Source organism: Halopseudomonas maritima, from assembly GCF_021545785.1.
Lineage (GTDB): Bacteria > Pseudomonadota > Gammaproteobacteria > Pseudomonadales > Pseudomonadaceae > Halopseudomonas > Halopseudomonas maritima.
The window spans coordinates 2,924,352-2,946,313 of record NZ_CP079801.1; the positions used below are offsets into that span (position 1 = coordinate 2,924,352).

A 21,962-nucleotide genomic window follows, 5' to 3' on the forward strand; every position below is an offset into this window, starting at 1 on the left:
GTCCTCAGGGGCCGATGGCGATGGGGCTGCTGTACTCCTGCGCGGTCGGCTGGGTACTGCTGAGTGTGTCGATGATGGTTTGCTGCAGGCGCTGGCACAGCTGTGGGTCCGACAGCGCCTGGTTGTTGGCGTCGGTGATGACGAACACGTCGTCCACGCGCTCGCCGAGGGTAACAATCTTGGCGTTTTGTACGCTGATGTCGAAGTCCAGCAGGATGCGGCCCATGCGGGCGAGCAGGCCTGGGCGGTCCGGTGCGCTGAGCTCAAGAATGGTGTGCTGCCCGCTCGGGTCATTGGAAATGGTGACCTCGGGGGCGAAGGCAAAGTGCTTGAGCTGGCGCGGTACCCGGCGCTGGATGATGGTCGGGAAGGCGTCCGGGTCGGAGAGGGCGTCGATCAGGTCGCGCTTGATCTGGCGAATGCGCTCGGGGTTGTCGCCAATCGAGCCGCCGTCGGAATCCAGCACGATATAGGTGTCCAGGCTGAACTGGCTGGTGGAGGTGATGATGCGCGCATCCTGAATGCTCAGGTTGAGCTGATCCATCGCCGACACCGTCGCCGCAAAGAGGTCGTTCTGCTCCGGGGTATAGATGAAGATCTGAGTCGCGCCCTCAAACTCGCGCTGGGCGGTTTCCTTGATCAGCACCAGCGGGCTTTGGCGTTGGCCGTGCTGGGCAATGGCCTCGGTGTGCCAGGCCACGTCGCTGGCGGTGTGACGCAGAAAATAATCATCACCCAGCTCAACCCAGAGGGCTTCGGCATCTTCTTCGTCTACGCCGTTGCGCACCAGAATGTCGAGCGCCGCCTGCTGTGTCTGACGGATGTGCTCCTCGCGGTCTGGTGGGTTGTCCAGGCCACGGCGCAGCGCGCGCTTGGTTTCGGTGTAGAGCTGGCGCAGCAAGGACGCGCGCCAGGAGTTCCACAGCGTCGGGTTGGTGGCGTTGATGTCGGCAATGGTCAGCACATAGAGATAGTCGAGCCGCACCTGGTTGCCGACCTTGGTGGCAAAGTCGTGGATCTCCAGCGGGTCGGAAATGTCCTTGCGCTGCGCTGTAGTGGACATCAACAGGTGGTTCTCGACCAGCCAGCTGACCAGGTGGGTATCCCAGGCCGGCAGGTGATGGCGCTGGCAGAACAGCTCGGCGTCGACCGCGCCCAGCTCCGAATGGTCGCCGCCGCGCCCCTTGGCGATGTCGTGGTACAGCCCGGCCATGTACAACAGGTCCGGCTTGGGCAGGCGGCAGAAGATGCGCCAGGCCAGCGGGTAACGGTCCTGATACTCGGGCCAGCTGAGCTTGCGCAGGTGCTTGATCAGGTTCAGCGTGTGCGCGTCCACGGTATAGATGTGGAACAGGTCGTGCTGCATCTGGCCGACGATCTTGCCGAACTCGGGCAGGTAGCGGCCGAGGATGCCGTAGCGATTCATGCGGCGCAGGTTGCGGTGAATGCCTTCCTTGCAGCGGAACAGCTCAATGAACAGGCTGGTGTTGCGAATGTCGCTGCGGAAGTTGTCGTCGATCAGGTGGCGGTGGTCGCGCAGCAGGCGAATGCTGTCGGCCCGCACGCCGCGAATGTCCGGGTTCTGCGCCATCAGCAGGAAAATTTCCAGAATGGCGAAGGGGGTGCGCTTGAAGACGTTCGGGTTGGTGACTTCGATGTAGTGGTTGCGTACCTGGAAGCGGCTGTTGAGGGGGCGAATGTCCGCTGCCTCGGCATTGCGCAGCAGGATCTCCTCGAAGTGCTGCATCAGCAAATCGTTCAGCTCCGACAACGACATCACCACGCGGTAGTACTTCTGCATGAAGCGCTCGACAGCCAGCTTGCTGTCGGTGCCTTCATAGCCGAGCAGCTTGGCCAGGGCGCGTTGGTGGTCGAACAGCAGCCGGTCCTCGGCGCGGCCGGCCAGCATGTGCAGGGCGAAGCGCACCTTCCAGAGGAAGGCGCGGCCGTCGGCCAGGATGGTGTATTCGGGCTCGTTCAGAAAACCCTGTTGCACCAGTTCGCGCAGGTCATTGGTGCCAAAGTGGCGCAGGGCAACCCAGCCAATGGTCTGGATATTGCGTAACCCGCCCGGCGAGCTTTTGACGTTGGGCTCCAGATTGTATTCGGTATCGTTGAACTTGGCGTGGCGTGCTTGCTGCTCGGCGCGCTTGGCGCGGAAGAACTCGGCGTCGTTCCACATGTGGTCGGTGCCGATGGCTGTCATCATCTCCTGACGCAGTGCCTCGTCGCCGGCCAGGGTGCGCGATTCCATCAGGTTGGTGATGACGGTGATGTCCGCCGCCGCCTCCTGCTGGCACTCCTCGATACTGCGCACGCTCTGGCCGACCTCCAGGCCAATATCCCAGAGCAGCAGCAGAAAGGCTTCGATGGCGTCGCGAAAGGGTTCGGCATCGCCGCGCAGCAGAATCAGCAAGTCGATGTCTGAATGTGGATGCAGCTCGCCGCGGCCGTAGCCGCCTACGGCCAGCAGGGCAATGCCCGGGTTGCTGGCGCAGTCCAGCCGGGCCCAGGCCTGCTGCAGAATCTGATCGGTGAACCAGGCGCGTTCGTGGATCAGCTGGTGGATGTCGCGGCCATCGGTAAAACGCTGCGCTATGACGTTGTCAGCCTGACGAATGGCCTTCTTGAAGGCCGCTATCGGGCTGCTCTTGATTGCCAGCTCGGCCTGAAACTGGCCGGGGTCGAAAAGCGCGTCATCCATCATTCAGTTCCTCGGCAGGTAGCCGTACAGCGACTCAGCGGAAGCTTTCCTCGGTGCGCAGGGTCAGTACTTCGTAACCATCGGCGGTGACCAGAATGGTGTGCTCCCATTGCGCGGACAGCTTGCGGTCCTTAGTGATGGCGGTCCAGTTGTCGCCGAGCAGACGTGTTTCCGGGCGGCCCTGGTTGATCATGGGTTCGATGGTGAAGGTCATGCCTTCCTGCAGCTCCATGCCGGTGCCGGCCCGGCCGTAGTGAAGCACCTGCGGGTCTTCATGAAATACCTTGCCGATGCCGTGGCCGCAGTACTCGCGCACCACGCTGTAGCGGTTGGCGTGCGCGTGTTCCTGAATGACGGCGCCAATGTCTCCCAGACGTGCACCCGGTCGCACCACAGAGATGCCCTTGTACAGGCACTCCTGGGTTACCTGCGCCAGACGCTGCGCCCATTCGGGCGTGTCGCCGACCATAAACATCTTGCTGGTGTCGCCGTGATAGCCGTCTTTGATAACCGTGATGTCGATATTCAGCGCATCACCGTTCTTCAGCGGCTTCTCGTTCGGGATGCCGTGGCAGACAACGTGATTGATGGAGGTGCAGATGGACTTGGGGAAGGGCATGCGGCCCGGTGCGCCGCCGTAGTTCAGCGGGGCGGGAATGGCTTTCTGCACGTTGACGATGTAGTCATGGCAGATGCGGTCGAGCTCTTCGGTGGTGACGCCGGGCTGGACGTGCTCGCCGATCATCTCCAGAACCTCGGCCGCCAGGCGGCCGGCAACGCGCATGCCGGCAATATCTTCAGCGGTCTTGATGGTAACGGTCATGGCTGGACTCTCTCGATTGGGCGCCGGCTGGCGATGATGGAAAAACCCCGGATTCTAACAGACCTGCGCCGTGCTGTTGAGCGGCCCGTGCGTCGCTCGTGTCAGGGCAAAGCTTTATTCGCGATGGGGGATGTGGTATAAAGCGCCCCGCCGAGCAATCAGCCTAGTGGCTCGCTTGGCGAATCAACCTAAAACCGCACACGTATCGACACGGTGTCCTGGGTGCCCTTCGGGGTTGGATGCTGGGATGCGTGGAGGCCTAACCCGACTTATTGGAGTAATCATGACTCAAGTATCTATGCGCGACATGCTGAAGGCCGGTGCGCACTTCGGCCACCAGACCCGTTACTGGAACCCGAAAATGGGCAAGTTCATTTTCGGCGCTCGCAACAAGATTCACATCATCAACCTGGAAAAGACCATGCCGATGTTCCACGAAGCCCTGGGCTTTGTGGAGAAGCTGGCTGCCGGCAAGAACAAGATCCTGTTCGTTGGCACCAAGCGCGCTGCCAGTAAGATCATTGCTGATGAAGCGGCTCGTGCAGGTCAGCCCTATGTTGATCACCGCTGGCTCGGCGGTATGCTGACCAACTACAAGACCATCCGTCAGTCCATCAAGCGTCTGCGTGACCTGGAAGTTCAGTCCCAGGACGGCACCTTCGCCAAGCTGACCAAGAAAGAAGCGCTGATGCGCTCCCGTGATCTGGAAAAACTGGATCGCAGCCTGGGTGGTATCAAGGACATGGGCGGTCTGCCTGATGCCCTGTTCGTTATCGACGTTGAGCACGAGCGCATCGCCATCACCGAAGCCAACAAGCTGGGTATCCCGGTCATCGGCATCGTTGATACCAACAGCAGCCCGGAAGGCGTTGATTACGTCATCCCCGGCAACGATGACGCTATCCGCGCTATCAAGCTGTACGCTGCCGCTGTTGCTGACGCAGTGCTGCGCGGCAAGAGTAACTCCGGCGCTGCCGACGAGTTCGTGGAAGAAGCTGCTCCGGAAGCCTCTGAAGGCTGAGGTGCATACGGCTAATACAACGCCGTAGCAAAAAGGGGGCCTTGCCCCCTTTTTGCAATATGTTTACCGCAAGATGATTCGTTGCTTCCTGCTTTGAAAAGGAAGCAGGAACTAATCCAGTTATGTGAGGAAGAGTCCATGGCAGAAGTTACTGCAGCACTGGTCAAAGAACTGCGTGAGCGCACCGGTCAGGGCATGATGGAATGCAAGAAGGCCCTGGTTGCCGCTGAAGGCGATATCGAGAAGGCGATCGATGATATGCGCGCTTCTGGCGCCATCAAGGCTGCCAAAAAAGCCGGCAACATTGCCGCTGAAGGCTCCATCGCTGTCAAGGTTGCTGCTGACAACAAGTCCGCAGTGATTATCGAAGTCAACTCCCAGACCGACTTCCTGGCTCTGCAGGAAGACTTCAAGGCATTCGTAGCCGCCAGCTTGGATAAGGCGGTTGACGCTGGCTACACCGATGCTGCCCCGCTGATCGCTGAGCAGGAATCTGCCCGCGAAGCGCTGGTTGCCAAGACCGGTGAGAACGTCAACATCCGTCGCCTGACCCGTGTTGAGGGTGATGTTGTGGGTGCTTACCTGCACGGTCACCGCATCGGCGTGGTTGTTACCCTGAAGGGTGGCAACGAAGAGCTGGCTCGCGACATCGCCATGCACGTTGCTGCCAGCAACCCGCAGTTCCTGGATGCCTCTCAGGTTTCCGAGGAAGCGATTGCCAAAGAGAAAGAGATCTTCCTGGCGCTGAACGCTGACAAGATCGCCGGCAAGCCGGAAAACATTGTTGAGAACATGGTCAAGGGCCGTCTGAACAAGTTCGTTTCCGAAGGCAGCCTGATCGAGCAGCCCTTCGTTAAGGATCCGGACGTCAAGGTTGGCGAGCTGGCCAAGAAGGCCGGTGCTGAGGTTGTTTCCTTCGTGCGTTTTGAAGTGGGTGAGGGCATCGAGCGTGCCGAGGCCGACTTTGCTGCCGAAGTTGCCGCTCAGCTGGCTGCTGCCAAGCAGTAATACGCTATAGTGCACGCTGACCGGTGCGCCGTCCCCGCCGTCAAGTGGGGGCGACAAGGTTGATATGAGAGGCTTCCCGCGCAGGCGTGAAGCCTCTTTTTCAAGAAACACTGAACAAGTTCGCGCCCGTGTGGTCTGGTGCAACTCGTTGAGTCTTTCTCCATTCCCGAACAGGAGAGTCAAGCATGGCCCAGGTGCCCAGTAGCCGCCAACCCAAGTACAAGCGCATCCTTCTCAAGCTCAGCGGTGAGGCCCTGATGGGGACCGAGGATTTCGGTATCGATCCCAAGGTGCTCGACCGCATGGCGCTGGAGATCGGTCAGTTGATCGGTATTGGTGTGCAGGTTGGTCTGGTGATTGGCGGTGGTAACTTGTTCCGCGGCGCGGCGCTGAGCGCGGCTGGCATGGACCGGGTGACCGGTGATCACATGGGCATGCTGGCGACGGTGATGAACGGCCTGGCGATGCGCGACTCGCTGGAGCGCTCCAATATCCAGACCCGCGTTATGTCCGCCATTACCATGGAAGGTGTCACCGAGCATTACGATCGCCGCAAGGCAATGCGCTACCTGGCCAGTGGTGACGTGGTAATATTCTCCGCCGGCACGGGCAACCCTTTCTTTACCACCGATACTGCAGCCTGCCTGCGCGGCATCGAAGTCGATGCTGATCTGGTGCTCAAGGCAACCAAGGTGGACGGCGTCTACAACGCTGACCCGATGAAGGATCCGAACGCCGAGCGGTTTGCCAGTTTGACCTATGACCAGGTACTGGACCTCAAGCTGGAAGTCATGGATCTGACGGCCATTTGCCTGATCCGTGACCACAATATGCCCCTGCGGGTGTTTAACATGAACAAACCCGGTGCGCTGCTCAATGCGGTAGTCGGCAGCGCCGAAGGAACACTGATCGAGGGTTGAGTCAATGATCAACGAAATCAAGCAAGACGCGCAGGAGCGCATGAAGAAGTCCGTCGAAGCGCTGGAGCACGCCTTCGCCAAGATTCGTACCGGTCGTGCGCATCCGGCCCTGCTGGACAGCATCATGGTGTCCTACTACGGCGCCGATACACCGCTGCGCCAGGTTGCCAACGTCAACGTCGAAGATGCCCGCACCCTGGCGTTGAGTGTTTTTGACAAGGGCATGATTCAGGCGGTCGAGAAGGCCATCATGATGTCTGATCTGGGCCTGAACCCGGCTACCTCCGGCACCACCATCCGGGTCCCCATGCCGGCACTGACCGAGGAAACCCGCAAAGGTTACACCAAGCAGGCTCGCGCCGAGGCTGAAGGCGGTCGTGTTGCTGTCCGCAACATCCGTCGTGACGCCTTGAGTCAGCTGAAGGATCTGCAGAAGGAAAAAGAGATCAGCGAAGACGAAGAGCGTCGCGCTGCCGACGAGATCCAGAAGCTGACTGACAAGTTCGTTGCCGAGATCGAGAAGGTGCTGGAAGCCAAGGAAAAGGACCTGATGGCCATCTAGAGTCTGATGATCTCAACAGACACCAAGGCTATCAGCTGCAAGAGTAACGAATGAACAAGACAAACCCCGCCGGCAAGGATGCAAGCCTGCCCCGTCACGTTGCCATCATCATGGATGGTAACAACCGCTGGGCCCGCAAGCGTCTGATGCCAGGCGTTGCCGGCCACAAGGCTGGCGTGGATGCCGTCAAGGCGATGATTGAGGTCTGCCTTGAGGATGGGGTAGAGGTTCTCACCCTGTTTGCTTTCTCCAGCGAAAACTGGCGCCGCCCGGAAGACGAGGTTGGCGCGCTGATGGAGCTGTTTCTCGGCGCCTTGCGCCGCGAGGTTCGCAAGTTGCGAGAGAATGGCGTGCGGCTGCAGATCATCGGTGATCGCAGCCGTTTTGCCCCTGAGCTGCAGGTCGCAATGGAGCAGGCTGAGCAGACAACCGCCCAAGGCAGTCGCCTGACGCTGGTGATTGCAGCCAACTACGGTGGCCAGTGGGATATTGCCCAGGCGGCGCGCACGTTGGCTGAGGAGGCAGTGCGCGGTGAGCGCACGTTGGACTCGATCACTGAGCAGCAGCTGGAGGCGCGCCTGAGCACCGCCAACCTGCCGCTGCCGGATCTGTGCATTCGCACAGGCGGCGAGAAGCGCATTAGTAACTTCCTGTTATGGCAGCTGGCCTACGCCGAGCTGTATTTCTCCGACCTCTATTGGCCCGACTTCAAGCAGGCAGCCCTGCGTGAGGCGTTGGCCGATTTTGCCGGTCGTCAACGCCGATTCGGCAAAACCAGCGAACAGATAGCAGCGGGGTCCTGATGCTCAAGCAACGGGTTATTACCGGGGTCATTCTGGCGATTGCCGCGATTGCTGGCTTCGTCGCTCTGCAAGGCGCGTGGTTTGCCTTCTTCATTGGTGCCATCGTGGCGCTGGCGGCCTGGGAGTGGGCCAGACTCTGCGGCGAAACCCGTCAGGCGGGTCGCGTTGTCTACGCCGCTACTCTTGGCCTGTTTATGGTCGGGCTATATCGCGATGCCTGGCCGATTGCCTTCTTCGTCGGGCCGGCACTGGTCTGGTGGTGCATGGCGACAGTGATGATTCTGCGCTACCCCAACGGCGGCGGCTTGTGGCGGGGCAGTTTTGTGCGTCAGCTGTTCGGTTTGCTGATATTGCTGCCTGCTTGGGCGGGTATCGTCTGGTTGCGTGCCCAGGAACAAGGCCTCTGGATGCTGCTGGGTCTGGCGGTGCTGGTGTTTGGTGCAGACATTGGCGCCTACTTTGCCGGTAAGACGTTTGGTCGTAACAAGCTGTTGCCCAATGTCAGCCCTGGCAAAACCCGGGAAGGACTGTTTGGTGGGTTGGCCCTGAGTCTTTCCCTGGCGCTGGCCGCCATGCTCTACCTTGGCTGGGGGCTGCAGTCTATTTTGCTTGGCCTGGTGGGCGCCGCATTGGTGGTGCTGATTTCTGTGGTTGGTGACCTGACCGAGAGCCTGTTCAAGCGCGAAGAAGGTCTCAAGGACAGCAGCAGCCTGTTGCCTGGCCACGGCGGTGTGCTGGATCGCATTGATAGTCTGGCGGCGGCCATTCCCATGTATGTCGCAGTCTGGTTGGTGCTCGGGAGCCGTCTGGCGTGACCCTGTCGGTAACGGTACTGGGGGCGACCGGTTCAATTGGTGTTAGCACCCTGGATGTGATCGCCCGTCATCCCGAGCGCTATCGTGTACACGCTCTGACCGGCCATAGTCGTATGACCGAGCTGGCCGAACAGTGCCGTCAGTATCGCCCGCAGCGCGCCGTGGTCGCGACTGCCGAGCAGGCATCTGCTCTGCAGCAGACGCTACGCGCAGCCGGCTTGGGTACCGAGGTCAGTTGGGGAGCGGCTGCGCTGACCGAGGTTGCTGCGGCCCCCGAGGTTGACGTTGTGATGGCGGCGATCGTGGGTGCCGCCGGTCTGCGGCCGACGCTCGCGGCCGCGCAGGCCGGTAAGCGGGTGCTGCTGGCCAACAAGGAAGCGCTGGTGATGTCGGGCGCGCTGTTCATGCAGGCCGTGCAGGCCTCCGGTGCCCAATTGTTGCCGATTGATAGCGAGCACAACGCGATCTTCCAGTGCATGCCCGGTAACTATGCTGATGGTCTGGCGCGCGTCGGTGTGCGGCGTATCCTGTTGACCGCCTCGGGCGGGCCTTTCCGTAGTTTTTCGCAAGCGCAGCTGGCCAACGTAACTCCGGCCCAGGCCTGTGCACACCCGAACTGGTCGATGGGGCAGAAGATTTCTGTCGATTCTGCCAGCATGATGAACAAGGGTTTGGAGCTGATTGAGGCCTGCTGGCTGTTCGACGCCCATCCTGATCAGGTCGAAGTCGTGGTACACCCGCAAAGCGTCGTGCATTCGCTGGTCGACTACGTCGACGGCTCGGTACTGGCGCAGCTCGGTAATCCTGACATGCGCACACCGATCGCCCATGCGCTGGCGTGGCCGGAGCGTATAGATTCCGGTGTTAGCGCACTGGACCTGCTGCTGACCGCGCGGTTGGATTTTGAAGCGCCGGATCCGCTGCGCTTCCCCTGCCTGCGCCTTGCGCGCGAGGCTGCCGCTGCCGGCGGTACTAGCTGCGCGGTGCTCAATGCTGCCAACGAGGTGGCGGTGCAGGCCTTTCTTGATGGCCGAGTGGGCTTTGTCGATATCCCTGTTATTATCGAGGACGCGTTGTCGCGCTTGCCGGGTGAGCCGGTACGTGAGCTTGAGCACATCATGGCGGTCGATCATTCGGCACGCACTTGTGCCGAGCGATGGGTGCGCACGCGAGGCAAGTCTTGTTGATAGGTGGTCTGCGCCGCCTTGTGAGGTATTGAATGGATCTGCTGTCTACGTTGTTGGCTACTGTGGTTGCCTTGGGGCTGCTGGTCACCATTCACGAATACGGACATTTCTGGGTGGCCCGGCGCTGTGGCATCAAGGTGCTGCGCTTTTCTATCGGTTTTGGTCCGGCGCTGGTGCGTTGGCACGACCGTAAGGGTACAGAATATGCCATCGCCGCCATTCCCTTGGGCGGTTACGTCAAAATGCTGGACGAGCGCGAAGCGCCCGTTGCTGAGCACGAGCTGGACCAGGCTTTCAATCGCAAAACCGTCAAGCAGCGCATTGCGGTGGTCGCCGCCGGCCCGATTGCCAACTTTCTGCTCGCTATTGTGGCGTTCTGGATTGTCGCTGTGGTGGGTTTCAGCACCATTGCTCCGGTGCTTGGCCCTGTGCCGCAGGGTACGCCGGCTGCTGAAGCGGGCCTGCACTCCGGGCTGGAGTTGACCAGCGTCGACGGCACATCGATCCGCACCTGGCAGGACGTTAATCTGCAGTTGATTCGCCGGCTTGGCGAAAGCGGTACGCTGGAAGTGATAGCAAAACCCTTTGAAGGGGGCGTCGAGACCCGTTACCAGTTGCGTCTGGATGACTGGCTCAAAGGCGTCGAGGAGCCCGACCCGATGGCGGCGCTGGGCCTGACCAGCTGGCAGCCGGAAATTCCGCCGCGACTAGGCCAGGTAGCCAGTGATGGCGCCGCAGCCGAGGCTGGTCTGCAGCCGGGAGATTTGATCTTGGCAATCGACGGCGAGCCGGTCAGCGACTGGCTGACCCAGGTCGTGCCGGCAATTCAGGCGAGCGCGCAACAAACCCTGGATATTCTGGTCGAACGCGACGGCGAGCGGTTTGAGATTGCCCTGACACCACGCCCGAAAGCTGCCAATGACGTTGTAGTGGGGTACGTGGGTGCCGGTGTGGAAGGGGTCGAAATGCCCCCGCATATGCGGCGCCAAATCAGCTACAACCCCCTGGTGGCGGTGCCGGTTGCGGTAAATAAAACCTGGGAAATGACAGTCCTCACTCTGGACTCTCTGAAGAAGATGCTGACCGGGCTGGTCTCGGCAAAAAACTTGAGTGGCCCGATAACCATTGCTAAAGTGGCGGGCGCTTCGGCCAAGTCGGGGCTCGAGAGTTTTCTTAGCTTTATCGCGTACTTGAGTATCAGTCTCGGGGTGTTGAACCTCCTGCCGATACCGGTTCTGGATGGTGGTCACCTGGTGTACTACGTGGCCGAGTGGATCAGGGGTAAGCCTCTTTCCGAGCGAATTCAGACATGGGGGCTGCAGATCGGGTTGAGCCTGATCGTGGGTGTCATGCTGTTTGCCATTTATAACGATATTAGTCGCCTCGGCGGCTGACGCGTGCACTGCCTGAATACGAGCTGCCAGCGTGCAGATTAAGACTTCAATCAGCTGACTCAGAACGGATTTCATGAAACGTTACCTATTGCCTGCGCTGTTCTCCATGTTGATGGCGCAGGGCGCCTTTGCAGACGCCTTCCAGATCTCCGATATTCGCGTTAATGGCTTGCAGCGGGTGTCTGCTGGTAGCGTATTTACCTCTCTACCGTTGAATATCGGTGACGAGGTCGATGATCAGGAATTGGTTGATGCCACCCGCGCGCTGTTCCGTACCGGTTTCTTCCAGGATATTCAGCTGGGCCGCGACGGCAATGTACTGGTCATTAACGTGGTCGAGCGCCCCTCTATTTCGTCCATCGAGCTTGAAGGCAATAAAGCCATCAAGAGCGAAGATCTGCTGACCGGCTTGAGTGCAGCTGGCCTGGCCGAGGGCGAGATCTTCCAGCGCGCGACCCTGGAGGGCGTGCGCAACGAGTTGCTGCGCCAGTACGTCGCCCAGGGCCGTTATTCGGCGGACATCGACGCGCAGGTGATTCCCGAACCGCGCAATCGCGTGGCGTTGAAAATCATTATTGATGAGGGCTCGGTTGCCTCGATCTCTCATATCAACGTCGTGGGTAATACCGTTTTCCCGACTGAAGATCTGGTCGACCTGTTTGAGCTGAAGACCAGCGGCTGGCTGTCCTTCCTGCGCAACGATGACAAGTACTCGCGTGAGAAGCTGGCCGGTGACCTTGAGCGCCTGCGCTCCTACTACCTGGACCGTGGCTACATCAACATGGATGTGGCGTCTACCCAGGTTTCGATCACGCCGGACAAGAAGCACGTTTACGTTACCGTCAATATCAACGAAGGCGAACGCTACAGCATTCGTGATGTCAGCCTCTCCGGTGATCTGGTGGTGGCCGAGTCTGAGGTGCAGCGTCTGATGCTGGTCGAGCCGGGTCAGATTTTCTCCCGTCAGGTAATGACCTCCACATCCGACCTGATCAGCCGCCGCCTGGGTAACGAGGGTTATACCTTCGCCAGCGTCAACGGCATTCCCGAGATTCACGAAGAAGACAAGACCGTTTCGGTCACCTTCTACGTCGACCCAGGCAAGCGCGCCTACGTCAATCGCATCAACTTCCGTGGCAACACCAAGACTGAAGACCAGGTGCTGCGTCGCGAGATGCGCCAGATGGAAGGGGGCTGGGCCTCTACCTACCTGATCGATCAATCGAAGACACGTCTGGAGCGTCTGGGCTTCTTCAAGGAAGTTAACGTCGAGACCGTGCCGGTGCCGGGTGCCGATGACCTGATTGACGTCAACTACAGCGTGGAAGAGCAGCCTTCAGGCTCGGTGACCGCCAGCCTCGGTTTCTCGCAGAGCTCGGGGATCATCCTCGGTGGCTCAATCAGTCAGAACAACTTCTTCGGTACCGGTAACCGGGTCAGCATCGGCGCCAACCGCTCGGACTACCAGACCTCGCTGTCCTTCGGGTTTATGGACCCGTATTTCACCGTCGACGGTCTGAGCTTCGGTTACAACGCGTTCTACCGCACTACCGACTACGACGAGCTGGATGTTGATGTCACCAGCTACGCGGTTGACTCCTACGGTGCGGGTTTCAACTTCGGTTACCCGATCAGCGACAACTCGCGCCTGTCCTTTGGCATGAGCGCCCAGCACGACAAGATCAAGAGCGGCGTCTATACGGTGCAGGAGATTCTCGACTTCCTCCGGAACGAAGGCGACAACTTCACCAACCTGTTCTTTGATACATCCTGGTCGCAAACCACCCTGAACCGGGGCGTGTTCCCTGATCGTGGTTACTCCCAGAACCTGTCGTGGCGCGTGACCGTACCGGGCAGCGATCTGGAGTTCTACACCATGGACTACAAGGCTCAGCGCTTCTTCCCGATGACCGAAGACCTGACTCTGCGCCTGCATACTGACCTGGGCTTCGGTCGCGGGCTGGGTGGTACTGACCAGATGCCGTTCTATGAGCACTACTACGCCGGTGGTATCGGCTCGGTTCGTGGTTTCGAGGACGGTACCCTGGGTCCAAAAAGTACGCCTAACGCGGCTGACCCTGACCAGGAATCGCTGCCCTTCGGCGGTAACATCAAAATCACCGGTGGCGCTGAAGTGGTATTCCCGGCGCCTTTCGTAAAGGATCAGCGCTCTCTGCGTACTGCTCTGTTCTTCGATGTGGGTAACGTATACGATACCCAGTGCACGCGGAAGGTGACCGTTGAAGGCGACGCCAACCCCGGTTGTGGCGAAGTCGACCTTGGTGAACTGCGTTACAGCGTCGGTGTTGGTCTGTCCTGGCTGACCGCGTTGGGCCCGCTGGGCTTCAGCCTGGCCATGCCGCTCAACAGCGATTCGGGCGATGACACCCAGGTGTTCCAGTTCACCCTTGGTCAGTCGTTCTGACGTCAATCAAACAATATCGAGCAATCGTAATCAGGAGTAGCAGAGTGGGTAAGTTTACGCGCGTGGCTGTTATGTCAATGCTGGTCATGGCCAGCTTCCAGGTTTCCGCCGAAATGAAAATCGCTGTTCTTGATTATCAGATGGCGTTGCTGGAATCAGACGCGGCCAAGAAATACTCTGTTGATGCCGAGTCGCAGTTTGGCTCCCAGCTGCAGCGAGTAAAGAACCTTGAGGCCGAAGCCAAGCGTCTGCAGGAGCGCCTGCAGCGTGACGGGCAACAGCTGGCCCAGAGTGAAGCTGAAAAGCTGGATCTGGAGTTTCGTCAAAAGGCCCGCGAGTATCAGCTGGCTTCCCGCGAGCTGAACGAAGCCAAGGCCCAGTCTGATCGTCAGATGCTGGAAACGCTGAAGCCCAAGCTGGACGCTGCTGTTGAGGCTGTACTTAATGCAGGTAACTATGACCTGGTGCTGGACCGTGGCGGCGTAGTTGAAGTCAAGCCGCAGTTCGATATTACCCGTCAGGTTATCGAGCGCCTGAATAGCAGCCGCTGATGAGCGTTGATCAATCTCTGTCCCTTGCGCGCCTGGCTGAAGAGCTCGGCGCGCAGCTCGTTGGGGATCCGGAAATCCAGATCGTCGGCCTGTCGACGCTGCAGGACGCCGAACCCGGTCAGTTGACCTTTCTTGCCAATGCCCAGTACCGCAAATACCTGGCTGATAGTCGCGCCAGTGCCGTCTTGCTGACAGCGCAGGACGCCGATGGTTATGCCGGCAATGCGTTGATCGTTCCTGATCCTTACCTGGCGTACGCGCGGCTGTCTCACCGCTTTGATCGCAAACCACGCGCCGACGCGGGCGTGCATCCAAGTGCTGTGGTGGCTGACAGTGCCAGGGTTGATGCCACAGCCAGCATTGGCCCCGGTGCGGTTGTTGAGGCCGATGCAGTGATTGGTGCTGGTGTCAGCGTTGGCGCGCAGTGTTTTGTTGGGGCGCGCTCCTGTATCGGGGATGGCGGCTGGCTGGCGCCTCGAGTGACCCTGTATCACGACGTCAGTATCGGTGAACGGGTGGTCATTCAGTCAGGTGCGGTGATCGGTTCCGAGGGGTTTGGTTTTGCCAGTCAGAGCGGCACTTGGCAGAAGATTGCCCAGATTGGCGGCGTGCGCATTGGTGACGACGTTGAAATCGGCGCCAACACGACCATCGACCGCGGCGCGCTGGCAGATACTGTCATTGGAAACGGCGTCAAGCTGGACAACCAGATTCAGATTGCGCACAACGTCCAGATTGGCGATCACACTGCCATGGCGGCCTGTGTCGGTATCTCCGGTAGTACGCGCATCGGCCGGCATTGCATGATTGCCGGTGGCGTGGGCATGGTCGGGCATATTGAGGTGTGCGATAACGTCTTCGTCAGTGGCATGACCATGGTGACCCGCTCCATTACCGAGCCAGGGGCATACTCCTCCGGTACTGCGATGCAGCCAGCCGGCGAGTGGAAGAAAAGCGCCGCGCGTATTCGTCAGCTCGACGGCATGGCCAAACGTCTCCAGCAGTTGGAGAAACAGATCGAACAGGTGACTCAGGCGGCTTCTGATTCATCAAACGCCTGACCGGCGCCCGTATGGGCGCCTTTATTATTTTCTGCAAGGCCAGCGATACATGGATATCAACGAAATCAAAGAATACCTGCCGCACCGTTACCCTTTCCTGTTGGTGGACCGAGTGCTGGAGCTGGATCTTGAAGGCAAGCGCATTCGAGCCTACAAGAATGTCTCGGTCAACGAGCCCTTTTTCAACGGCCACTTTCCGCAGCACCCGATCATGCCTGGTGTGCTGATCATCGAGGCCATGGCGCAGGCGGCTGGCTTGCTGGGCTTTAAGATGATGGGTGTAAAGCCCTCTGAAGGCACGCTCTATTATTTTGTTGGTTCCGACAAGTTGCGTTTCCGCCAGCCGGTTGTGCCTGGCGACCAACTGCAGCTGGAAGCGACTTACCTGAGCGATAAGCGCGGCATCTGGAAATTTGCCTGCCGTGCTACCGTGGATGGTAAAGAGGCTTGCTCGGCCGAAATTATTTGTGCGGAACGCAAGATATGAGTCGTATTCACCCTCTGGCGATTGTTGACCCCGCAGCGCGGCTGGCCGACGACGTTGAGGTCGGTCCCTGGAGCCTGATCGGTGCGGACGTCGAGATTGGCGCCGGCAGTCGTATTGCCTCGCATGTGGTCATCAAGGGGCCCACTACCATCGGGCGCAACAACCGGATTTTCCAGTTTGCCTCGGTGGGTGAGGAGTGTCAGGACAAGAAGTACAACGGCGAGCCGACCCGACTGGTGATTGGCGACAATAACGTCATCCGTGAAGGCTGTACCCTGCATCGTGGTACGGTGCAGGACGAGGGTGTCACCCGTATTGGTAGCAACAATTTGCTGATGGCCTATGTTCATGTAGCGCACGACTGTGTGGTCGGCGACAACATCATCATGGCCAACAACGCGACCATTGCCGGCCATGTGCATATTGGTGATGGCGCCATTCTCGGTGGCTACACCACCGTGCACCAGTTCTGTCACATCGGCTCCTTTGCGATGAGCGCAGCCAATAGCGCCGTGTTCAAGGACATTCCAGCTTTTGTGATGGTGGGCGGTAACCCTGCCAGCGCCCACGGCATGAACTTCGAGGGCATGCGCCGTCGTGGCTACTCGCCCGAGCTGGTCAGCGCCCTGCGCCGTGCCTACAAGGTGGTTTACCGCCAAGGTCTGACAACCGCCCAGGCTATGTCCGAGCTGGCCGAGGCCGCCGCACAGTTCCCCGAAGTAGCGCTGTACTGCGCCTCAATCAACGAGTCGACCCGCGGCATCACGCGCTGACATGGCCGATACAGCTGTGCGCTCCGATAAACCCCTGTGTATCGCGCTGGTTGCTGGTGAAGCCTCCGGCGATACGCTCGGTGCCGGGTTGATCGCTGCACTGAAACAACGCTTCCCCAATGCACGTTTTATCGGTATCGGTGGTCCGCGTATGCTGGCCGAAGGTATGCAGACCCGCGTACCGATGGAGCGTCTGGCGGTGATGGGCCTGATTGAGGTGCTGGGTCGTCTGCGCGAGCTGCTGCGTATCCGTCGCGAGCTGGTGGACTACCTCAAGCAGGAACAGCCAGACGTTTTTATTGGCATTGATGCGCCGGATTTCACCCTGGGGGTTGAGCAGCGCCTGCGCGATGTGGGTATTCCCACCGTGCATTACGTCAGTCCGTCGGTGTGGGCATGGCGTGAAAAGCGGGTGCTGGGTATCGCCCAGTCTACCGACTTGATGCTGACCCTGTTCCCCTTTGAGGAAGAGGTGTATCGCCGCCACGGTGTGGCTGTGCGCTGTGTCGGCCACACGCTGGCTGACCGCATTGCGCTGGAGCCGGACCGGGCCGCTGCGCGCCAATCTCTGGGGTTGCAGCAAGACGCACGTATTCTCGCGCTGCTGCCCGGCAGCCGCAACGGCGAGCTGCGTAAGCTGGGGCGCGTCTTTCTTGAGACCGCTGCCTGGTGTCTTGAGCGCCAGCCGGAGCTGCAGTTCATCATGCCGTGCGCCAGTCCCGAGCGCCGGCAGCAGATGGAGACGATTCTGGCCGAGACCGGCCTTGAGCTGCCACTGACGCTCTATGATGGCCAGGCGCACGAGGTGCTGGCAGCCTGCGACGCCGTATTGATCGCCTCCGGCACCGCGACGCTCGAAGCCATGCTGTTCAAACGTCCGATGGTGGTGGCCTACCGCATGGCCGGGCTGACCTTCCGTATTCTCAAGCGCCTGGTCAAAGTGGGGCACGTGTCGTTGCCCAACTTGCTGGCCGGCCGTGAAGTGGCGCCCGAGTTTCTGCAGGATGCAGCCACTGCCGAGGCTATGGGGCCGGCGCTGCTGGAGCGGCTGTTGCCAACGGCCGAGCGGGTGGAAACCGAACAGACGTTCCTTGAACTGCACCAGATGCTGCGCCGTGATGCCGACCACAGCGCTGCCGAGGCCATTGCCGAGCTGTTAGGCGCGCGAGGTAAGCTGTGAGCCAGCTACTCATGGACTGGGCAACGCCGGCTGACGACGAGCTGGTGGCGGGGGTCGATGAGGTGGGCCGCGGCCCGCTGTGCGGCGCAGTTGTTACCGCCGCAGTTATCCTTGACCCGACCCGGCCGATTGAGGGGCTAAACGACTCCAAGAAGCTCACCGAGGCGCGTCGCGAGACGTTGTTTCCGCTGATTCAGGAGCGCGCACTGGCCTGGTGTATCGCCCGCGCCGAGGTAGACGAAATCGACCGTCTGAATATTTTGCACGCCACCATGCTGGCGATGCAGCGGGCGGTGGCCGGCCTGGATGTACAGCCGACCCTGGTGCTGGTCGATGGCAACCGCTGCCCGGTATTGCCGATGCGCAGTGAGCCGGTGGTCAAGGGTGACAGTCGTGTGCCGGCCATCGCCGCTGCCTCCATTCTTGCCAAGGTTGCTCGCGACCGCGAGATGCTAGAGCTGGATCAGCAGTACCCCGGCTATGGCATTGCCGGCCACAAGGGCTATCCCACGCCAGTTCACCTGGCCGCGCTGCGCGAGCTGGGCGCGACCCCCATTCACCGCCGTTCATTCGGCCCAGTGCGCAAGGCGCTGGAACAGTAACCCAGTTCTGCCTGCTGCGACTGGCCGCAGCAGTCCCCCGTCGCTACAATTCTCTGCCTGACATTCCGCCATCTGAAACAGGATTTCCATGTCACCTTCTTTCATTCACCTGCGTGTCCACAGTGAATATTCCCTGGTCGATGGGCTGGTCAAGGTTAAGCCCTTGATCAAGGCCGTCGGCGAGGCGGGCATGCCGGCGGTGGCGATCACCGACCAGAACAATATGTGCAGTCTGGTCAAGTTCTACAAAACCGCGACTGGCGCCGGTATCAAGCCGATCTCCGGGGTCGATCTGTGGCTGACCGATGCCGAGGATGACAGCGTCCTGACCCGTATCAGCCTGCTGGCGATGGACCCTAAGGGTTACCGCAACCTGACTGAGCTGGTGTCCCGCGGCTTTACCGAAGGCCAGCGCAACGGCTTGGTGACTGTTCGTCGTGAGTGGGTAGCCGAGGCCAGTGAGGGCGTGATTGCGCTGTCCGCGGCGAAGGAGGGCGAGGTGGGGCTGGCGTTGCTGTCCTCCAGCCCTGCGCGGGCTGATGATCTGCTGGCGTATTGGATGGGCGTGTTCCCCGGGCGTTTCTATCTGGAGCTGCAGCGCACCAGCCGGGTCAATGATGAGGAGCACGTGCACGCGGCGGTCGCGCTGGCGGCACGTAGCTGCTGTCCGGTGGTAGCGACCAATGACGTGCGCTTTCTCAAACGCAGCGATTTTGAGGCCCATGAGACACGTGTCTGTATCGGCGAAGGGCGCGCGCTGGATGATCCGCGCCGGGTCCGTCAGTACAGCGAAGAGCAGTACCTGAAAACGGCGGACGAGATGGCAGAGCTGTTCTCTGACATCCCCGAAGCGCTGGAAAACAGCGTCGAGATTGCCAAGCGCTGCAATATCGATGTGCAGCTGGGCAAATACTTCCTGCCGGACTTTCCGGTGCCTGAGGGGATGACCGAAGCCGAGTTCTTCAAGAAGGTCTCCTTTGAGGGGCTGGAGGAGCGCCTCAAGGTCATTCTGCCGCCGGGTACGCCGGACTACGACGCCAAGCGTCAGGTCTATATCGACCGTCTGAACTTCGAGCTCGATATCATCAATCAGATGGGCTTTCCCGGCTACTTCCTGATCGTGATGGACTTTATCAAGTGGGCCAAGGGCAACGGCGTGCCGGTTGGGCCGGGCCGGGGTTCCGGGGCGGGCTCGCTGGTGGCGTATTCGCTGCTGATTACCGACCTTGATCCGCTGGCCTATGACCTGCTGTTCGAGCGCTTCCTTAACCCCGAGCGTGTTTCCATGCCCGACTTTGACGTCGACTTTTGCATGGAAGGGCGCGACCGCGTTATTGACTACGTGGCGGATGCCTACGGCCGTAACGCGGTATCGCAGATCATCACCTTCGGTACCATGGCCGCCAAGGCGGTCGTGCGCGATGTAGCGCGGGTGCAGGGCAAGTCCTACGGTCTGGCCGACAAACTGTCGAAGATGATCCCGTTTGAGGTCGGCATGACGCTGACCAAGGCCTTCGAGCAGGAAGAGATGCTGCGCGACTTTCTTGCCAACGACGAGGAAGGCCAGGAAATCTGGGACATGGCCCTCAAGCTTGAGGGTATTACCCGTAACGTCGGTAAGCACGCCGGCGGTGTGGTTATCGCCCCGACCAAGCTGACCGACTTTGCGCCGCTGTACTGCGATGAGTCTGGTGGTGGTCTGGTTACCCAGTTCGACAAGGACGACGTTGAAGCGGCGGGCCTGGTGAAGTTTGACTTCCTCGGCCTGCGTACGCTGACCATCATCAAATGGGCGATGGAAACCATCCATCGCAAACAGCGTGAAGAGGGTGCGAGCGACGAAGAGCTGGTCAATATTGACCTGATCCCGCTGGACGATGCGCCGACCTACGCAATGCTGCAGAAGGCGGAAACCACGGCCGTTTTCCAGCTTGAATCGCGCGGCATGAAAGAGCTGATCAAGAAGCTCAAGCCCGACTGCCTGGAAGATATGATTGCATTGGTGGCCCTGTTCCGTCCGGGCCCGCTGCAGTCAGGCATGGTTGACGACTTCATTAACCGTAAGCACGGCCGCGAAGAAATTTCCTACCCGCACCCCAACTACCAGTACCCGGGTCTGGAGCCGGTGCTCAAGCCCACCTACGGCATCATCCTGTATCAGGAACAGGTCATGCAGATTGCCCAGGTGATGGCGGGCTACACGCTGGGCGGCGCGGATATGCTGCGCCGGGCGATGGGTAAGAAGAAGCCGGAAGAGATGGCCAAGCAGCGCGGCGGCTTCATCGAAGGCTGCGCCAACAACGGTATCGATGCGGATCTGGCTGGTAACATCTTTGACCTGGTAGAAAAATTTGCCGGTTACGGCTTCAACAAGTCGCACTCGGCAGCCTACGGTCTGGTGTCCTACCAGACTGCCTGGCTGAAGGCGCATTACCCGGCGCCTTTCATGGCGGCGGTGCTCTCGGCGGATATGCACAACACCGACAAGGTGGTGACGCTGATCGAAGAGTGTCGCAGCATGAAGCTGCGTATTCAGCCGCCGGACGTGAACGTCTCCGAGTACAAGTTCACCGTGGATGACGCCGGTGATGTGGTGTACGGCCTTGGTGCCATCAAGGGTGTCGGTGAAGGCCCGGTGGAGACCATCGTCGAGACGCGTCAGGCCGGTGGCCGCTTCAATGACCTGTTTGATTTTTGCGCCCGGGTAGACCTTAAGCGCATCAACAAGCGGGTGATGGAAGCGCTGATTCGCAGTGGCGCGCTGGATCGTCTTGGTCCCTTCTTTGCTGAAGAGCCGCAGGCCTACCAGAAACAGATTGATCGCAACCGCGCGGCCTTGATGTCGGCCATGGAAGAGGCGATTGCCTCGGCCGAGCAGACCGCCCGCAGCGCCGATTCCGGTCACGATGACCTGTTTGGCGATTTGCTCGGGCCATCTGCCGAGCGGGATGTTTACGAGGCCTACCGCACTGTGCGCGAGTGGAGCTTCAAGGAGCGCCTGCGGGGTGAGAAGGACACCCTGGGGCTGTATCTGACCGGTCACCCGATTGACGAGTACGAGCGTGAAATTCGCCGCTTTGCTCGCCAGCGTATTCTCGATTTGAAGCCTTCGCGTGATAGCCAGACCATTGCCGGCCTGGTGTTTGATCTGCGTGTAATGAAGAACAAACGCGGCGACAAGGTGGGCTTTGTCACCCTGGATGATCGCTCGGCGCGGATTGAAGTATCGCTGTTCTCCGAAGCCTATCTGGCGGCCCAGGCGCTGCTGCAGAAGGACGCCTTGCTGGTGGTTGAGGGCGAGGTGGCGGTGGATGACTTTTCCGGTGGCATGCGGGTGCGTGCCAAGCGCGTGATGAGTTTGGAAGACGCACGCACTGGTTTGCTGGACAGTGTGCGTATCAACATCGACAGCGCGCAGCACGGCGAAGATGCGCTCAACCGCATGGCCGGTCTGCTCAAGCAGTACCGTGGCGGTTGCCCGGTGACTATTGAGTACCAACGCGCTGACGCGGCAGCCTTGCTGCGCCTGGGGGATGACTGGAAGGTAGAGCCGGCTGACGACCTGTTGCAGGGGCTGCGTGACCAGTTGGGCAAAGACAGCGTCTCCTTGCACTATAGATAGCGCAAAGCCGGATGCTCGACGGGC

Annotated in this window: 18 protein-coding genes; 16 read left to right on the plus strand and 2 right to left on the minus strand. The window is 60.1% G+C overall.

Going from position 1 to position 21,962, the window contains the following annotated elements; translation table 11 throughout:
• Positions 1–4: 4 nt before the first annotated feature.
• Together HV822_RS13540 and map are read right to left on the minus strand one after the other, a co-directional pair.
• Entirely contained in the window at positions 5–2,704 is a 2,700-nt protein-coding gene (locus tag HV822_RS13540; RefSeq protein ID WP_396264889.1) for a [protein-PII] uridylyltransferase, read from the minus strand.
• A gap of 34 nt (positions 2,705–2,738) precedes the next feature.
• Positions 2,739–3,527 (minus strand): type I methionyl aminopeptidase, encoded by a 789-nt coding sequence (gene map / locus HV822_RS13545; RefSeq protein WP_238870691.1) that lies wholly within the window; start codon positions 3,525–3,527, stop codon positions 2,739–2,741.
• Between the two features lie 283 nt (positions 3,528–3,810).
• Here map and rpsB point away from each other — a divergent pair, with 283 nt between their 5' ends.
• The 16 genes from rpsB (at position 3,811) to dnaE (ending at position 21,938) form a co-directional block, all read left to right on the plus strand.
• Entirely contained in the window at positions 3,811–4,548 is a 738-nt protein-coding gene (gene rpsB / locus HV822_RS13550; RefSeq protein ID WP_238870692.1) for a 30S ribosomal protein S2, read from the plus strand.
• Between the two features lie 138 nt (positions 4,549–4,686).
• Positions 4,687–5,556: a translation elongation factor Ts gene (gene tsf / locus HV822_RS13555; protein WP_238870693.1), complete on the plus strand. Its 870-nt coding sequence runs from the start codon at positions 4,687–4,689 to the stop codon at positions 5,554–5,556.
• Positions 5,557–5,741: 185 nt separating this feature from the next.
• Positions 5,742–6,476, plus strand: a complete 735-nt coding sequence (pyrH, locus tag HV822_RS13560; RefSeq protein WP_238870694.1) for a UMP kinase — start codon at positions 5,742–5,744, stop codon at positions 6,474–6,476.
• A 4-nt stretch (positions 6,477–6,480) separates the two neighbouring features.
• Positions 6,481–7,038: a ribosome recycling factor gene (frr, locus tag HV822_RS13565; RefSeq protein WP_238870695.1), complete on the plus strand. Its 558-nt coding sequence runs from the start codon at positions 6,481–6,483 to the stop codon at positions 7,036–7,038.
• A 50-nt stretch (positions 7,039–7,088) separates the two neighbouring features.
• Positions 7,089–7,841, plus strand: a complete 753-nt coding sequence (gene uppS / locus HV822_RS13570) for a polyprenyl diphosphate synthase (protein ID WP_238870696.1) — start codon at positions 7,089–7,091, stop codon at positions 7,839–7,841.
• Entirely contained in the window at positions 7,841–8,656 is an 816-nt protein-coding gene (locus tag HV822_RS13575) for a phosphatidate cytidylyltransferase (RefSeq protein ID WP_238870697.1), read from the plus strand. Before uppS ends, HV822_RS13575 begins: the two co-directional genes overlap by 1 nt.
• A complete protein-coding gene (ispC, locus tag HV822_RS13580) occupies positions 8,653–9,843 on the plus strand; it encodes a 1-deoxy-D-xylulose-5-phosphate reductoisomerase (protein WP_238870698.1) in 1,191 nt (396 codons plus the stop codon). Before HV822_RS13575 ends, ispC begins: the two co-directional genes overlap by 4 nt.
• A 32-nt stretch (positions 9,844–9,875) precedes the next feature.
• Positions 9,876–11,237, plus strand: a complete 1,362-nt coding sequence (gene rseP / locus HV822_RS13585) for an RIP metalloprotease RseP (protein ID WP_238870699.1) — start codon at positions 9,876–9,878, stop codon at positions 11,235–11,237.
• 73 nt (positions 11,238–11,310) lie between these two features.
• A complete protein-coding gene (gene bamA, locus HV822_RS13590) occupies positions 11,311–13,662 on the plus strand; it encodes an outer membrane protein assembly factor BamA (protein ID WP_238870700.1) in 2,352 nt (783 codons plus the stop codon).
• Between the two features lie 71 nt (positions 13,663–13,733).
• Positions 13,734–14,213, plus strand: coding sequence for an OmpH family outer membrane protein (locus tag HV822_RS13595; protein WP_396265164.1), 480 nt, complete (start codon positions 13,734–13,736; stop codon positions 14,211–14,213).
• A complete protein-coding gene (gene lpxD, locus HV822_RS13600) occupies positions 14,213–15,274 on the plus strand; it encodes a UDP-3-O-(3-hydroxymyristoyl)glucosamine N-acyltransferase (protein WP_238870702.1) in 1,062 nt (353 codons plus the stop codon). Before HV822_RS13595 ends, lpxD begins: the two co-directional genes overlap by 1 nt.
• Positions 15,275–15,323: 49 nt before the next feature.
• Positions 15,324–15,761: a 3-hydroxyacyl-ACP dehydratase FabZ gene (fabZ, locus tag HV822_RS13605; protein ID WP_238870703.1), complete on the plus strand. Its 438-nt coding sequence runs from the start codon at positions 15,324–15,326 to the stop codon at positions 15,759–15,761.
• A complete protein-coding gene (gene lpxA / locus HV822_RS13610; protein WP_238870704.1) occupies positions 15,758–16,534 on the plus strand; it encodes an acyl-ACP--UDP-N-acetylglucosamine O-acyltransferase in 777 nt (258 codons plus the stop codon). The genes fabZ and lpxA overlap by 4 nt, the downstream gene beginning before the upstream one ends.
• Before the next feature lies 1 nt (position 16,535).
• The gene (gene lpxB / locus HV822_RS13615) at positions 16,536–17,714 is read left to right on the plus strand and encodes a lipid-A-disaccharide synthase (RefSeq protein ID WP_238870705.1); all 1,179 of its coding nucleotides are present in this window, start codon (positions 16,536–16,538) and stop codon (positions 17,712–17,714) included.
• A gap of 11 nt (positions 17,715–17,725) precedes the next feature.
• Positions 17,726–18,316 carry a ribonuclease HII gene (rnhB, locus tag HV822_RS13620; protein WP_238873611.1) on the plus strand — a complete coding sequence of 197 codons (591 nt, stop codon included), beginning with the start codon at positions 17,726–17,728 and terminating at the stop codon, positions 18,314–18,316.
• 88 nt (positions 18,317–18,404) lie between these two features.
• The gene (dnaE, locus tag HV822_RS13625) at positions 18,405–21,938 is read left to right on the plus strand and encodes a DNA polymerase III subunit alpha (RefSeq protein ID WP_238870706.1); all 3,534 of its coding nucleotides are present in this window, start codon (positions 18,405–18,407) and stop codon (positions 21,936–21,938) included.
• The last annotated feature ends 24 nt before the right edge of the window (positions 21,939–21,962 follow it).

What these genes read in the sequence shown, in the direction of transcription:
- lpxD (WP_238870702.1), top strand. Translation starts at nt 14,213, where the DNA reads ATGAGCGTTGATCAATCTCTGTCCCTTGCGCGCCTGGCTGAAGAGCTC.
- bamA (WP_238870700.1), top strand. Translation starts at nt 11,311, where the DNA reads ATGAAACGTTACCTATTGCCTGCGCTGTTCTCCATGTTGATGGCGCAG.
- rpsB (WP_238870692.1), top strand. Translation starts at nt 3,811, where the DNA reads ATGACTCAAGTATCTATGCGCGACATGCTGAAGGCCGGTGCGCACTTC.
- uppS (WP_238870696.1), top strand. Translation starts at nt 7,089, where the DNA reads ATGAACAAGACAAACCCCGCCGGCAAGGATGCAAGCCTGCCCCGTCAC.
- tsf (WP_238870693.1), top strand. Translation starts at nt 4,687, where the DNA reads ATGGCAGAAGTTACTGCAGCACTGGTCAAAGAACTGCGTGAGCGCACC.
- lpxA (WP_238870704.1), top strand. Translation starts at nt 15,758, where the DNA reads ATGAGTCGTATTCACCCTCTGGCGATTGTTGACCCCGCAGCGCGGCTG.
- map (WP_238870691.1), bottom strand. Translation starts at nt 3,527, where the DNA reads ATGACCGTTACCATCAAGACCGCTGAAGATATTGCCGGCATGCGCGTT.
- fabZ (WP_238870703.1), top strand. Translation starts at nt 15,324, where the DNA reads ATGGATATCAACGAAATCAAAGAATACCTGCCGCACCGTTACCCTTTC.
- HV822_RS13575 (WP_238870697.1), top strand. Translation starts at nt 7,841, where the DNA reads ATGCTCAAGCAACGGGTTATTACCGGGGTCATTCTGGCGATTGCCGCG.
- frr (WP_238870695.1), top strand. Translation starts at nt 6,481, where the DNA reads ATGATCAACGAAATCAAGCAAGACGCGCAGGAGCGCATGAAGAAGTCC.
- rnhB (WP_238873611.1), top strand. Translation starts at nt 17,726, where the DNA reads ATGGACTGGGCAACGCCGGCTGACGACGAGCTGGTGGCGGGGGTCGAT.
- dnaE (WP_238870706.1), top strand. Translation starts at nt 18,405, where the DNA reads ATGTCACCTTCTTTCATTCACCTGCGTGTCCACAGTGAATATTCCCTG.
- HV822_RS13540 (WP_396264889.1), bottom strand. Translation starts at nt 2,704, where the DNA reads ATGGATGACGCGCTTTTCGACCCCGGCCAGTTTCAGGCCGAGCTGGCA.
- rseP (WP_238870699.1), top strand. Translation starts at nt 9,876, where the DNA reads ATGGATCTGCTGTCTACGTTGTTGGCTACTGTGGTTGCCTTGGGGCTG.
- pyrH (WP_238870694.1), top strand. Translation starts at nt 5,742, where the DNA reads ATGGCCCAGGTGCCCAGTAGCCGCCAACCCAAGTACAAGCGCATCCTT.
- lpxB (WP_238870705.1), top strand. Translation starts at nt 16,536, where the DNA reads ATGGCCGATACAGCTGTGCGCTCCGATAAACCCCTGTGTATCGCGCTG.
- HV822_RS13595 (WP_396265164.1), top strand. Translation starts at nt 13,734, where the DNA reads ATGTCAATGCTGGTCATGGCCAGCTTCCAGGTTTCCGCCGAAATGAAA.